At 63.9% G+C, this 14,423-nt stretch carries 11 protein-coding genes; 5 read left to right on the top strand and 6 right to left on the bottom strand.

The genetic code is table 11. From position 1 onward, the window contains the following. Positions 1-12: 12 nt before the first annotated feature. The 3 genes from M1D87_RS02220 to M1D87_RS02210 form a co-directional block, all read right to left on the bottom strand. Complete coding sequence (locus M1D87_RS02220) at positions 13-1,137, bottom strand: ABC transporter ATP-binding protein (protein WP_012270208.1); 1,125 nt, start codon at positions 1,135-1,137, stop codon at positions 13-15. Between the two features lie 295 nt (positions 1,138-1,432). Further along, positions 1,433-2,065, bottom strand: coding sequence for a response regulator (locus tag M1D87_RS02215; protein ID WP_169774891.1), 633 nt, complete (start codon positions 2,063-2,065; stop codon positions 1,433-1,435). 7 nt (positions 2,066-2,072) lie between these two features. Continuing rightward, the gene (locus tag M1D87_RS02210) at positions 2,073-4,460 is read right to left on the bottom strand and encodes a PAS domain-containing sensor histidine kinase (protein WP_123084596.1); all 2,388 of its coding nucleotides are present in this window, start codon (positions 4,458-4,460) and stop codon (positions 2,073-2,075) included. A 94-nt stretch (positions 4,461-4,554) separates the two neighbouring features. Between M1D87_RS02210 and M1D87_RS02205 the strand changes: the two genes are divergently transcribed. Continuing rightward, positions 4,555-5,553, top strand: a complete 999-nt coding sequence (locus M1D87_RS02205) for an alpha/beta hydrolase family protein (RefSeq protein WP_123084597.1) — start codon at positions 4,555-4,557, stop codon at positions 5,551-5,553. 108 nt (positions 5,554-5,661) lie between these two features. Here M1D87_RS02205 and M1D87_RS02200 read toward each other — a convergent pair whose 3' ends face one another. Genes M1D87_RS02200 through M1D87_RS02190 form a run of 3 tightly spaced genes read right to left on the bottom strand, consistent with a single transcriptional unit; the run spans position 5,662 to position 8,118 of the window. Then, a complete protein-coding gene (locus tag M1D87_RS02200; protein ID WP_100413373.1) occupies positions 5,662-6,429 on the bottom strand; it encodes a TerB family tellurite resistance protein in 768 nt (255 codons plus the stop codon). A gap of 1 nt (position 6,430) precedes the next feature. After that, on the bottom strand, positions 6,431-7,102 hold the full coding sequence (gene murU, locus M1D87_RS02195; RefSeq protein WP_023662470.1) for an N-acetylmuramate alpha-1-phosphate uridylyltransferase MurU: 672 nt from the start codon (positions 7,100-7,102) through the stop codon (positions 6,431-6,433). After that, on the bottom strand, positions 7,099-8,118 hold the full coding sequence (locus tag M1D87_RS02190; RefSeq protein ID WP_013970595.1) for an aminoglycoside phosphotransferase family protein: 1,020 nt from the start codon (positions 8,116-8,118) through the stop codon (positions 7,099-7,101). The genes murU and M1D87_RS02190 overlap by 4 nt, the downstream gene beginning before the upstream one ends. 130 nt (positions 8,119-8,248) lie before the next feature. Between M1D87_RS02190 and M1D87_RS02185 the strand changes: the two genes are divergently transcribed. The 4 genes from M1D87_RS02185 to rsmA are packed head-to-tail and all read left to right on the top strand — an operon-like array spanning position 8,249 to position 14,139. Continuing rightward, positions 8,249-11,056, top strand: coding sequence for an LPS-assembly protein LptD (locus tag M1D87_RS02185; RefSeq protein ID WP_123084598.1), 2,808 nt, complete (start codon positions 8,249-8,251; stop codon positions 11,054-11,056). Continuing rightward, a complete protein-coding gene (locus tag M1D87_RS02180; RefSeq protein WP_015268722.1) occupies positions 11,037-12,356 on the top strand; it encodes a peptidylprolyl isomerase in 1,320 nt (439 codons plus the stop codon). The genes M1D87_RS02185 and M1D87_RS02180 overlap by 20 nt, the downstream gene beginning before the upstream one ends. Further along, positions 12,353-13,342: a 4-hydroxythreonine-4-phosphate dehydrogenase PdxA gene (pdxA, locus tag M1D87_RS02175; RefSeq protein WP_038408583.1), complete on the top strand. Its 990-nt coding sequence runs from the start codon at positions 12,353-12,355 to the stop codon at positions 13,340-13,342. The genes M1D87_RS02180 and pdxA overlap by 4 nt, the downstream gene beginning before the upstream one ends. Then, complete coding sequence (gene rsmA / locus M1D87_RS02170) at positions 13,339-14,139, top strand: 16S rRNA (adenine(1518)-N(6)/adenine(1519)-N(6))-dimethyltransferase RsmA (protein ID WP_123084599.1); 801 nt, start codon at positions 13,339-13,341, stop codon at positions 14,137-14,139. The genes pdxA and rsmA overlap by 4 nt, the downstream gene beginning before the upstream one ends. The last annotated feature ends 284 nt before the right edge of the window (positions 14,140-14,423 follow it).

The raw sequence follows: 14,423 nt of genomic DNA, 5'->3' as shown, positions 1-14,423 counted from the left end.
TGAAGCAATCCATCAATGGGCTTCGGCAATCGGATCGAGCGCGCGGGCGTGCTCCACCTCCCAGCCCAGCGGTACCACATCGCCCACGGCCAGGGCCGGGTCGAGCTCGGCAATCGGCTGTTTCACGAAAAAATCGCCCTTGCCGCAAACTTCCAGGCGCACCCGCACGTGGTCGCCCAGGTAAATGAATTCCGCCACCCGGCCCGAGAAACGGTTAACACAGCTTTCGCTGTGGCCATTCAGGCGCACGCGCTCCGGGCGGATCGACAGGGTCACCGGCTCGCCGGCCTGGCCGACATTCACCGCCAGCGCCTCGACCCGCTCGCCACGCGGCAACTGCACCTGGCAGCGCTTGCCATCACTGGCCAGCAATGTGCCGTTGATGCGGTTGTTCTCGCCGATGAAGTTGGCGACGAAGGTGTTGCAGGGTTCTTCGTACAGCGTGCGCGGGTCGGCGATCTGCTGGATTTCGCCCTGATGGAACACGGCCACCCGGTCGGACATGGTCAGCGCTTCGCCCTGGTCGTGGGTCACATACACCACGGTCACGCCCAGGCGCTGGTGGATATGCTTGATCTCCATCTGCATGTGCTCGCGCAGCTGCTTGTCCAGCGCGCCCAGCGGTTCGTCCATCAGAACCAGCTGCGGCTCGAACACCAGTGCCCGGGCCAGGGCCACACGCTGTTGCTGGCCGCCGGACAGCTGGCCGGGGTAGCGTTTGGCGAAGGCATCGAGCTGGACCATGTTCAGCACCCGCTTTACCCGCTCGCTGATGTCGGTCTTGCTCAGGTTGCGCACGGTCAGCGGGAACGCCAGGTTCTCGGCCACGGTCATGTGCGGGAACAGCGCGTAGTTCTGGAACACCATGCCGATGTCGCGCTTGTGCGGCGGCACGTTGTTGATCGAACGCCCGGCCAGCTGGATTTCACCAGCGGTGGGGGTTTCGAAGCCGGCCAGCATCATCAGGCTGGTTGTCTTGCCCGAGCCGGACGGGCCAAGCAGGGTAAGGAACTCGCCCTTGCGAATATCCAGATTGAGGTCTTTGACGATCAGCGACTCGCCGTCGTAGCTCTTCTGCACACCACGGAAGCTGACCAGCGTTTCGCTGGTTGCAGCGTTCGACTTCGCCTCGCTCATGCCTGCACCTTCTTGTTGGATGACTGCGTAGGCATAGACTAGACAAGCGGCAAGCGCCGGAAAATCGGGGGTGCTGAGAGAATGCCATCATCCGGATGGAAGATTTGTTGTAGGGATTCCCCTACAAAGATGGCGGGTTTGGAATATTTCTCTCAGCCCTCCGGCACGCCCCTGTGGGAGCGGGTTCACCCGCGAAGAGGCCAGCCCAGGCACCGCAGATGGCAGGTCAGGCCCTTTCGCGGGTAAACCCGCTCCCACAGGATTCGCTACAGGACGCAGGAAGCGCATGTCGCAATCAGACCAGCTTGTGCTCCATGGCGTACTTCACCAGCTCAGCCAGCGAATTCACTTTCAGCTTCTGCATCAGGCGCGCCTTGTGGGTGCTGATGGTCTTGCTCGACAGCGCCAACTGCTGGGCGATGTCGTTGACGTTGGCGCCCTGGGCCAGGCGTTCGAACACCGAAAACTCTCGCTCCGACAGCAGCGTGTGCAACGGCCGCGACTCGGTCAGGCCCACCTCGAAGACCATGCGGTCGGCCAGCGCCGGGTCGATATAGCGCCCGCCAGCGGCAACCCGGCGAATCGCGGTCAGCAACAACGCTGGGTCGCTGTCCTTGGTGGCATAGCCCGCCGCTCCGGCCTTCAGCGCCCGCGCCGCCATCTGCGCTTCATCGTGCATCGACAGCATCAGGATCGCCGGGGCGTCCTGCAACGCGCGGATTCGCGGAATCGCCTCCAGACCATTCACGCCCGGCATCGAGATATCCAGCAGTACCACCTCGCACGGGGTGTGGCGCAAGGTCTCCAGCAACTGCTCGCCGTTACCGGCCTCCCCCGCCACCTGCATGTCCTTGGCCAGGCCAATCAACTGCTTGATGCCCTCACGGACAATGGTGTGGTCTTCGGCCACCAGCACTCGAATCACGATCGCTCTCCTACTCCAACGGTATGGCCACGCTCAGGCTGGTGCCTTCGCCCGGTTCACTGTCCAGCGCCATGCTGCCGCCCAGCATCAGCACCCGCTCACGTACCCCTACCAGGCCGAACGAGGTGGGCCGAGGCTGGTCACGGCAAAAGCCCTGGCCGTCATCGCTGACGGTCATGCGCAATTGCCCGTGCTCACGCACCAGTTCGATCTCCACGCTATGCGCCTGGGCATGGCGCATCACGTTGGTCAGCGCCTCCTGGAGGATACGGAACAGCCCGATGGCCTTGGCATCGCTCAATGCTGGCAGATTATCCGGTACTTGCACCAGGCAGGGGATCTGCGTGCGTGCTTCAAAGCGCCGCGCCTGCCATTCAATGGCCGAGGCGATGCCGGCATCGAGAATCGGAGGACGCAAGGCAGTGGCTACGTCGCGCACCAGCTGGAACAGCTGGGCGATCAGGCGCTTCATGCTGGCCAGCCGCTCGTTCAGCCCCGGGTCCAGCTCGGCGAAGGCCAGCTCGCACATCGACACTTCCAGCTTGAGCACGGTCAGCATCTGCCCCAGTTCATCGTGCACTTCTCGGGCGATGCGGGCTTTTTCTTCCTCACGCACGCTTTCCAGGTGGGCCGACAGTTCGCGCAGCTGCTCCTGGGACCTGGCCAGCGCCAACTCGGCCCGCTTGCCCTGCGTGATGTCCCAAACCACACCGTCCCATACCACCTGGCCGTTACCCAGGCGCCGGGTACTGGCTTTGATGTCGGCCCAGCGCTGTTCACCCTGGCGGGTGAGGATGCGCCCCTGCCAGGACCAGTCCTGGTCGCTGGCCAGGGCCAGGTCCTGCACCCGGTGGTAATCGGCACGGTCCTCAGGGTGCACCAGGTTGCGCAGGCCCATCTGCGGGTCCTGGATCTCACTGGGCGAATAGCCCACCAAGGCCTCGCTGCCTTCGCTGATGTAGGGGAATTCCAGGTCGCCCTCGGCCGGGTCGCGCTCCAGGCGGAACACCAGCCCCGGCACGTTGCCGGCAATGCCCTTGAGCCGCGCCTCGCTTTCGCGCAGGGCCGCCAGGGCGCGGTAGCGCTCGGTGACATCGGCGAGGTACACCACCAGGTACTCGGAGTCACGAAAGCGCAGAAAACTCAGCGACAGCTCGACCGGCAACAGGCTGTGGTCAGCCCGGCGGCACTGCGTCTCGAACTGACCAACACCGCCCGCCCCGGTACGTGCGCCCTTCCACAGCTCCAGCCAGCGATCCATGGTCAGGCTGGGTTCAAAGTCGCTCAGCGGCCGCTCCAGCAGTGCGCCTTCGCCGTAGCCCAGCATGCGCTCGGCGGCATGGTTGGCGTAGCGTACGTGGCTGTCCCAGTTGACCCAGAGGATGCCCACCGTGCTCTGGTCGATGGCAAACTGACTCAGGCGCAACGCTTCTTCGCGCACTTGCCGCTCCACAAGACTTTCCCGCGTGGCCAGCAGGCTGCGCTCCAACTGGCGCTGTTGCCGACGCTGCCACGCCAGGGTGGCCAGCGCGCACAACAGCAGCAAGCCGAACAGCAGTGCCAGGTTCTTCCAGAACCCTGTCGACTCGCTCAGGCGTGGGTACTTTGGCTGCAGCCAACGCTGGTGCAGTTGCTCCAGTTCCTTGGCCGGCAGCGCCTGCAGGCCGCGCTCCAGCACATCAGCCAGCAGCGGCCAGTCGCGCCGCGAACCGATGCGCAACAGTTGCGGCAGGCCGATATCGCCGACCACAGCCAGCTCGCCGAACTCGCTTTCGCGCGACAGGCGGCTGAGCTGAGCTTCATCCAGCACGGCGAAACTGGCCTGGCCGCCCACCACCAATTGCAGGGCCTCGCGCTCGTTGGGTACCCCTTGCAGGTTGAGGTTGCTGTAGTTACCGCGCAGGTAGTCCGCCAGCTGGCTGGGCATGCGCACCGCCACCCGCTGCTCGGCTCCGAGCGTTTCCAGTTCCACGGCCATCGTCCCGGTGCGCGGCCCCACCACCAGTTGCGGCACGCGCATGTAAGGGTCGCTGAACAGCCATAGACGCAGACTGGCGGGGGTCTGGGTAAGCCCCGGGGCAAAGTCGATTTCGCCGGCCTGGAGGGCATGTTCGAGGCTGGCCTGGTCGGCGAAGTTGCGCCAGGTAAGGTCCAGCCGCAGCGCCTGCGCCAGGCTGCTCACCAATTCCACGTTGGCACCGTACAGTTGCTGCAGGCGCCGGTCGAACTGAGCGTAGGGCGCCTGCAACACCAGGCCGACACGCAGGCTCCGATGGGTATCCAGCCATTGCTGCTGGGCAGGTTCCAGGGCAACCGTGGGCCCCGCCTCCGGTCTGGCTAATGCAATCAAGGGCAGCCACAAGCAGCCGATAACCAACAGGCGACGCACTCGCTTCATCTACACGCTCGTCTTGGCAAAGCGGCCATGCAGCATGGCCGTCACGGGCAAATACCATTAGGCTGCCGGTATCATTCTGGCCCCGGGTTGACTCATGTCCACACTTTATCGCACGACGCTGGCAATGTGCTGCCTGGCCTCGATCCTTCCACTCGGCGCCCTGGCCGCCGATGCCGAAAAACCATCCACCACCACCGAGGCACCCGTTGCCCAAGCTCCTCGCCCGCCGCTGCTGGAACGCAGCCAGGAGGATGCCCAAGCACTTGAACGGCTGGTGCCCAAGGCCGAACAGCAGACCCTTCAGGCCGGTGCCGACAGCTTCCTGGCCTTGTGGAAACCGGCCAACGACAGCGATCCACAAGGCGCGGTCATCATCGTCCCGGGGGCTGGCGAAACGGCTGACTGGCCGAATGCGGTCGGCCCGCTGCGGCAGAAGTTCCCCGATATCGGCTGGCACAGCCTCAGCATCAGCCTGCCCGACCTGCTCGCCGACAGCCCGCAGGCGCGAGTCGAGGCCAAGCCGGCTGCCGAGCCGCAGCCAGACAAGGGCGAAAGCGCCCCGGCCAAGGAAATGCCGGCCGATGCCAATGCCAACGTCGCCCAGGCTACCGCAGCCGATGCCGACACCGCAGAGAGCACTGACGCCAAACAGGCCAGCGAACAAACCGACCCAGCCGATGCCGAGCGCATTTTCGCCCGCCTGGATGCTGCGGTGGCCTTTGCCCAGCAGCACAACGCCCGCAGCATCGTGCTGATCGGCCATGGCAGCGGCGCATATTGGGCGGCCCGCTACCTGAGCGAGAAACGGCCACCACAGGTGCAGAAACTGGTAATGGTTGCCGCGCAGACTCCAGCACGGGTGGAGCATGACCTGGAAAGCCTGGCGCCAACCTTGAAAGTGCCGACTGCCGACATCTACTACGCCACCCGCAGCAGTGACCGCAATGCAGCCGCACAGCGCCTGCAGGCCAGCAAGCGGCAAAAGGACAGCCAGTACCGGCAGTTGTCGCTGATTGCCATGCCGGGGAACAAGGCGGCCGAGCAGGAGCAACTGTTCCGCCGGGTGCGGGGGTGGATGAGTCCGCAGGGGTAAGGTTTGCCATGATGGCCCTATCGCCGGCATGCCAGCTCCCATAGGTACGCCACAGTGTTCAGGGTCAGTGCAATACCTGTGGGAGCTGGCTTGCCGGCGATAGGGCCATCAAAGCCCGCGCCGCTTGCGGATCATGGCATAAGCCTGATGCAACTCCCGGGTCCGTTCAGTCGCTTCACGCACCTGCGACTCACTGGCACCAGTACCCGCCAGCTTGTCCGGGTGATGCCGACTGACCAGTCGACGATACGCCTGCTTGACCTTGTCGCCATCGGTATCCGCCTCGACCGCCAGCAAGCGCAACGCCGCCGCATAGGTCATGGCGACCCCTTCCGGCCCCGCCGCCTTGCGTGGTTCGTACTCCAGCGACATGGCCTGCACCTGCCGCCGGCTCAGGCCCAGTTTCTGCCCCCAGTCCAGCAGCAGTTCACGCTCCTTGTTGCCCATCTTGCCGTCGGCCCAGACCATGCGCCAACAGGCACGCAGGGTACCTTCGGCCGCATGCGGCTGCTGGCGAATGCGCCGCAGGTGCCCACCCAGCCGGTCCTTGCCCGCCTTGCCGCGGTTGAACGCAGCAATCGCACGCAGCCGAGCCTCTTCGGCCAGGTCCAGGCGCACCATCTCCTGGCGCGCCTGCTGAATATGCTGCTCGCCCACCCGGCCATCGCTCTTGGCCAGGCGCCCGAGCATCACGAACAGCAATTCGTCGTCCTGCAACGCCGGGCGCCCACCCAGGCGTTCGCGCATGTCCTCCCAGCCTTGCAAACGCAGGCGACGGTCCATGGCCTGCCCGAGCAACGCCCCGAGCAAGGCCCCGGGGATGCTGGCAACGGCAAAGCCGGCACCGACACCAATCACCGTGCTTGGCCACCACATGTCAGGCACGCTCGCCGATCAGGCGCTCGGCCTCGGCCAAGCGTTCGAGCGTACCGACATCAACCCAGTGCCCATGGTAGTGCTCGCCACTGACCTGGCCCGCAGCCATGGCCTGACGCAGCAACGGCGCCAGCTTGAAGGCGCCAGGCTGGCAGCCTTCGAACAGCGCCGGGTGCAGCACCGACAGGCCACTGAAGGTCAGCGTGCCGGGCGCATCGTCACCATCGACCACCCGCTCGCCCACCAGGCGGAAGTCGCCGCGGCCGTGATGGCCTGGGTTGTCGACCAGCACCAGGTGAGCCAGGCCTTGCAGGGGAGCCTGCAGGCGCGCGAAGTCGTAGTCGGTCCAGACATCGCCGTTCACCAACAGGAACGGCGCGTCACCCAGCAATGGCAGGGCCTTGAAGATGCCACCGCCGGTTTCCAGCGGCTCTCCTTCGGGCGAATAGCGGATGCTCAGGCCGAAACGGCTGCCGTCACCCAGGTGGTCCTCGATCTGCTGGCCGAGCCAGGCATGGTTGATCACCACCTCGGTGACGCCCGCCGCAGCCAGGGCCCGCAGGTGGTACTCGATCAATGGCTGACCGGCGACCGGGACCAGCGGTTTGGGGGTGTGCAGGGTAAGCGGGCGCATACGCTCGCCCTTGCCCGCTGCCAGGATCATTGCCTTCATGCACGCGCTCCGGCCCGCAACTCGGCAATCAGCTCACTCAGCTCCGCCAATTCGGGCCGGCGGCTGATCACTTCTTCTATATAGGCGAAGAAGCGCGGTACGTCGCCCAGGTAACGGGGTTTGCCGTCACGGTGGCAGATACGGGCGAAAATACCGATCACCTTCAGGTGGCGCTGTACACCCATCAGGTCGCTGGCACGCTGGAACGCCTCGAAATCGGCCTGCACCGGGATGCCGGCAGCCTGCGCCTTCTGCCAGTAGTCGCGCAGCCAGCCTTCGACCCGCGCCTGCGGCCAGCTGAGAAACGCGTCCTTGAACAGGCAGGTGATGTCGTAGGTGACCGGGCCATACACGGCATCCTGGAAGTCCAGCACGCCGGGGTTGGGCGTGCTCTGCATGAGGTTGCGCGGCATGTAGTCGCGGTGCACCAGCACCTTGGGCTGGGCCAGTGCGCTGTCGATCAGCAGCTGGCTGATTCGTTGCCAGGTGGCTTTCTGGGCATCGCTGAAGGCCAGGCCAAGCTCACGACCCACGTACCACTCCGGGAACAACTCGACTTCACGGCGCAACAGCGCATCGTCGTAGCTGGGCAACGGCGCGTCCATCGGCAGGCGCTGGAACGCCAGCAGCGCGTCGATGGCATCGGCGAACAGGCCGTCGGCGTTGTCCGCATCAATGATATCAAGGTATGTCTGATGGCCCAGGTCACCCAGCAGCAGGAAGCCACGTTCCAGGTCCTGGGCATGGATCAGCGGCACGTGCACGTCGGCACTGGCCAGCAGGTGGTCGATGGCGACGAACGGTCGGCAGTTTTCCTGTGGAGGTGGTGCATCCATGATCACGAAGCTGTGGCCGGCACCCTGCCAGCGGAAATAACGGCGGAAGCTGGCGTCGCTGCTGGCCGCGGTCAAGCTGCCTGCAGGCACGTCGCCCCAGGCGTTTTTCCGGAAAAGATCATTGAGCTGCTCATCGAGCCAGACCGTCAGTTGTTGCAGGCGTACATCGTGTTCAGGCATTACAAGGGTCTCCGACGGCCCTAGCCGTCAAGCGGGTCATGCTTTATTATCCAGCATCTTTTTCAGACCATCGAGAGGCGTGCGGCCCCACACGCGGGCAGATGGCACGCAGGAAGCCCGGACTAATAAGATGGCATTGAAATCCCCCGCGTTTCGTAGAAAGTTTCCGTTGCTGGTAACCGGCGGTCTGCTGGCCCTGCAACCTCTGGCCACGTCTTACGTGGTGGCAGCCGAACAGTTCGACTGCCAAGTGTCCGCCTCCGGTGGTTGGGACTGCAAGCCCAAGACCCCAACCAACAACCTGCCGCCGCGCCCGGTGCACGAGGGTGCTGCAGTCAGCACCGGCACCGGCACCGAAGCCGCGAGCGAAGGCGAAACCGCGGACCGGCCGATGCTGGTCACCGAGGCCAAGGGCCGTGGCCTGAAGTCGCGTAGCGAAGACTACAGCCACCTGGACTGGGTTCCGCGTGAAAAGCTCACTGCCGCACAGCTGGCCGAAACCGGCCCGTACTGCGGTGGCGCCTACATCGAGCCAACCCGCCCTGGCATGGCCGACACCACGCCGAAGGACGAGTCGCCGACCTACATCAACGCCAAGGTATCCAAGTACCAGCAAGAGCAGCAGATCGCTACCCTCGCCGGTGACGTGGTGATGCGCCAGGGCAGCATGCAGGCCGAGGCCGACGAGGCCAACCTCTACCAGACCGAAAACCGTGGCGAGCTCAAGGGCAACGTCAAGATCCGTGACAACGGTTCGCTGGTGGTCGGTGACGAGGCACAGATCCAGCTCGACACGGGCGAGGCCCAGGTCGACAACGCCGAATACGTGATGCACAAGTCGCACATCCGCGGCAGTGCCCTGTACGCCAAGCGTGGCGAGAACGCCATCATTCGTCTCAAGGACGGTACGTACACCACCTGCGAACCGGGCAGCAACGCCTGGCAGCTGAAGGGCAACAACATCACCCTGAACCCGGCCACCGGTTTCGGTACCGCGACCAACGTTACGCTGCGGGTCAAGGATTTCCCGGTGTTCTACACACCGTACATCTACTTCCCGATCGACGACCGTCGCCAGTCCGGCTTCCTGCCGCCATCGTTCAGCAGCACCAGCGATACCGGCTTCATGCTGGTCACGCCTTACTACTTCAACCTGGCGCCGAACTACGATGCCACGTTGTACCCGCGCTACATGACCAAGCGCGGCCTGCTGATGGAAGGCGAGTTCCGCTACCTGACGCCTTCCAGCGAAGGCCAGTTCGGTGGCGCGTACCTCAACGACAAGAACGACGACCGCAAAGACCAGACTGACTACAAAGAGCAGCGCTGGATGGTCAACTGGCAGCACAAGGGCGGGCTGGACGAGCGCCTGATGACCGAGGTGGACTACACCGACATCAGCGACCCGTTCTACTTCCAGGACCTGGAATCCGACCAGATCGGTATTGAAACCCAGGACCTGCTGAACCAGCAGGGTGCACTGACCTACCGTGGTGACAGCTACACCGCGCGGTTGAATGTGCATGCCTACGAAATGGCGACCATCTCGAAGATCACCCCGTATGATCGCCTGCCGCAGATTACCTTCAATGGCAAGCTGCCGTACGAGCCAGGTGGGCTCAATATTGCTTACGAAACCGAGGCAGTCCGTTTCGATCGTGACCTGAAAGACGACTTTGTATTGAACGAAGATGGCCTTCCCGACACTTCGGCGGGTGCGCCTGGTCGCCGCCTGGACCAGAACGTCAGCGGCATCGCCCGCGCCAACGGCAACCGTTTCAACGTCGCACCATCGATCAGCCTGCCGATGGAAGCCAGCTACGGCTTCCTGACCCCCAAGCTGAAGTATGCGTATACCCACTACGATCTGGACTTGGACAGCCAGGGTAAAACCCAGGCTATCGCGCAATCGGCCAACCCAGCGTACGGCAGCTACAACAGCTCGCTGAACCGCGACGTACCGATCTTCAGCGTGGACAGCGGCCTGTATTTCGACCGCAAAACTTCGCTGTTCGGCACCAACTACAAGCAAACCCTCGAACCGCGTATGTACTACCTCTACGTCCCGTACAAGGACCAGAAGGACATCCCGCTGTTCGACTCGGGTGAAACCCTGTTCAGCTACGATTCGCTATTCCGCGACAACCGCTTCAGCGGCACCGACCGCATTGGTGACGAGAACAAGCTGTCGCTGGGCGTGACCACCCGCTGGATCGAAGAAAACGGTTTCGAACGCCAGAACTTCAGCATCGGTCAGGCTTTCTATTTCAAGGACCGCAAAGTTCAGCTCCCTGGTATCGATTACCGTACCCGCAGCGACTCGCAGTCCGATGTATCTCCGTATGCGCTGGTGTACAACTACTTCTTCAACCGCGACTGGCGCTTCAATTCGGACTTCAACTGGGACCCGGACAGCCGCAGCACCCGCTCGGGCAGCGCGATGTTCCATTACCAGCCTGAAGACAATCCGAACAAAGTGGTCAACCTCGGTTATCGCTACCGTAACGACACCATCTCCTACGACTCCACGACCGGTACCTGGAAAGTGGGCGGTGGCGATTACGGCGTCCCAGGCAGCGAGAACTACATCAAGGACTACTACAAGATCCAGCAGCATGACTTCTCGGTCATCTGGCCGATCGTTCCGCAGTGGAGCGTCATCGCTCGCTGGCAGCATGACTACAACCGCAATCGCACCCTGGAAGCCATGGGCGGTTTCGAGTACGACAACTGCTGCTGGAAGCTGCGTCTGATCAACCGTTACTGGATCGACTACGACGACTTCAGCCAAGCCCTCCCGGCGAACGAAAAAGGCGACCACGGCATCTTCCTTCAGATCGTGCTGAAAGGCCTCGGTGGTGTAGTCGGCAACAAGGTCGAATCTTTCCTCGACCAAGGCATTCAAGGTTATCGTGAACGTGAAGACCAAGCTTATTGATCGACTGCGCCCGGCGTTGCTGGGCGTTGCATTGCTGAGTGGCGCGGTGCATGCCGCGGTACAACCTCTTGATCGCGTGGTGGCCATCGTCGACAACGACGTGGTCATGCAAAGCCAGTTGGACCAGCGTGTCCGCGAGGTCCAGCAAACCATCGCCAAGCGTGGCGGCGGCATGCCGCCTGCCGGTGCGCTGGATCAGCAGGTGCTGGAACGCCTGATCGTCGAGAACCTGCAGTTGCAGATCGGCGAGCGCTCCGGCATCCGCATCACCGACGAAGAGCTGAACCAGGCCATGGGCACCATCGCCCAGCGCAATGGCATGTCGCTGGACCAGTTCCGCGCCGCCCTGGCTCGTGACGGCATGTCGTTCGACGACGCCCGTGAGCAGGTCAAGCGCGAGATGATCATCAGCCGCGTGCGCCAGCGCCGCGTGGCCGAGCGTATCCAGGTCTCCGAGCAGGAAGTGAAGAACTTCCTCAACTCCGACCTTGGCAAGATGCAGATGTCGGAAGAGTACCGCCTGGCCAACATCCTGATCCCGACCCCGGAAGCGGCCAACTCGGAAGCCATCCAGGCCGCCGCGCGCCAGGTTGGCGATGTGTACCAGCAGCTCAAGCAGGGCGCGGACTTCGGCCAGATGGCCATTGCCCGCTCCGCCAGCGAAAACGCCCTGGAAGGCGGCGAAATGGGCTGGCGTAAAGCCGGCCAGCTGCCACCAGACTTCGCCAAGATGCTCAGCAGCATGCCGGTTGGCGAAATTACCCAGCCCATCCGCATCCCCAACGGCTTCATCATCCTCAAGCTCGAGGAGAAGCGCGGTGGCAGCGAGAACGTGCTGCGTGACGAAGTGCACGTTCGCCACATCCTGATCAAGCCGAGCGAGATCCGCAGCGAGGCGGCCACCGAGCAACTGGCCGAACGCCTGTACGAGCGCATCAAGAACGGCGAGGACTTCGGCGAGCTGGCCAAGAGCTTCTCGGAAGACCCGGGTTCGGCGCTCAACGGCGGCGACCTCAACTGGGTTGACCCGAACAGCCTGGTACCGGAGTTCCGCGAGCAGATGGCCAACGCCGCCCAAGGCGAGGTCACTCGTCCGTTCAAGACCCAGTACGGCTGGCATGTCCTGGAAGTGCTGGGCCGTCGCGCCACCGACAGCACCGAGCAGGCTCGTGAGCAACAGGCCATGAACGTACTGCGCAACCGCAAGTACGACGAAGAGCTGCAGACCTGGCTGCGCCAGATCCGCGACGAGGCCTACGTTGAAATCAAGCTGCCTGGCGCTGACCAGGCCGCCCAGTGAAGCCCCTGCGCTTTGCCGTCACCCCCGGCGAGCCGGCCGGCATAGGCCCTGACCTGTGCCTGCTGCTCGCCGCAGACGCCCAGCCCCATCCCCTGATCGCCATCACCAGCCGTGACCTGCTCGCCGAGCGGGCCACGCAGCTGGGGCTGGCCGTCAACCTGCTGCCGGTAGCGCCGGGCCTATGGCCCGAGCAGCCGGCGCCAGCGGGTAGCCTTTACGTCTGGGATACCCCCCTGGCGGCCCCGGTGGTGCCGGGCCAGCTCGACAAGGCCAATGCCGCGTTCGTGCTGGAAACCCTGACCCGTGCCGGGCAAGGCTGCCTGGAAGGGCATTTCGCCGGGATGATCACCGCCCCTGTACACAAGGGCGTAATCAACGAAAGCGGTATCGCCTTCTCCGGGCATACCGAATTCCTTGCCGAGCTGACCCACACCGCGCAAGTGGTGATGATGCTGGCCACCCGTGGCCTGCGCGTGGCCCTGGTGACCACGCACCTGCCGCTGCGCGACATTGCCGACGCCATCACTGCCGAGCGCGTCGAGCGTGTAACCCGTATCCTGCATGCCGACATGCGCGACAAGTTCGGCATTGCCAACCCGCGTATCCTGGTGTGCGGCCTCAACCCGCACGCGGGCGAGGGCGGCCACCTGGGCCGCGAGGAAATCGACATCATCGAGCCGACCTTGGCCCGCCTGCGCACCGAAGGCATGGACCTGCGCGGGCCGCTGCCGGCCGATACCCTGTTTACCCCCAAATATCTGGAGCACTGCGACGCGGTGCTGGCGATGTACCACGACCAGGGCTTGCCTGTACTCAAGTACAAAGGCTTCGGCGCTGCGGTCAACGTGACCCTGGGCCTGCCGATCATCCGCACGTCGGTCGACCACGGCACAGCCCTGGACCTGGCCGGCACCGGCAAGGTCGACACCGGCAGCCTGCGCGTCGCGCTGGAAACCGCCTACCAGATGGCCGAGAACCGACCATGAACGAGCAATACCAACACCGGGCGCGCAAGCGCTTCGGCCAGAACTTCCTGCACGACGCCGGCATCATCGACCGCATCCTGCGTGCCATCAACGCCAAAGCCGGCGAACATCTGCTGGAAATCGGCCCCGGCCAGGGCGCCCTGACCGAAGGCCTGCTCGGCAGCGGGGCACAACTGGACGTGGTGGAACTGGACAAGGACCTGGTGCCGATCCTGCAGCACAAGTTCGCCGACCGCAGCAATTTCCGCCTGCACCAGGGCGACGCCTTGAAGTTCGACTTCAACCAGCTAGGCGTGCCACCGCGCAGCCTCAAGGTGGTGGGCAACCTGCCCTACAACATTTCCACCCCACTGATCTTCCACCTGCTCAGCCATGCCGGGTTGATCCGCGACATGCACTTCATGCTGCAGAAGGAAGTGGTCGAGCGCATGGCCGCCGGCCCTGGCGGTGGTGACTGGGGGCGTCTGTCGATCATGGTGCAGTACCACTGCCGGGTCGAGCACCTGTTCAACGTTGGCCCTGGCGCATTCAACCCGCCGCCGAAAGTGGACTCGGCCATCGTCCGCCTGGTGCCGCACGAAGTGCTGCCGTACCCGGCCAAGGACGCAAAGCTGCTGGAGCAGGTGGTACGCGAAGCCTTCAACCAGCGTCGCAAGACCCTGCGCAACACCATGAAAGGGCTGCTCGACAGCACGGCCATCGAAGCTGCCGGCGTGGATGGCAGCCTGCGCCCTGAACAGCTGGATCTGGCCGCCTTCGTGCGCCTGGCTGACCAGTTGGCAGACCTACAAGCCTGATATCTCCTGTACCGGCCCTATCGCCGGCAAGCCGGCTCCCACAGGTACTCCACAGCCCTCAAAATCTGCGCAGTACCTTGTAGGAGCAGCCTTGTGCTGCGAAGAAGCCAGTAGGGCGAAAGATTTTCTTCGACAGTAATGGCCTCTTCGCAGCACAAGGCTGCTCCTACAGGTGCTGTGCATGCCTTGAAACCCATGCCGGCCAGGTGGGAGCGGGTTTACCCGCGAAAGGGCCGGGACAGACAACACAAATCCCCAAGCCCCTCACCGCTGGCCCTTCCCCC

It is taken from the genome of Pseudomonas sp. SA233, assembly GCF_054792385.1.
This window is presented reverse-complemented; position numbering and strand designations above follow the sequence as displayed.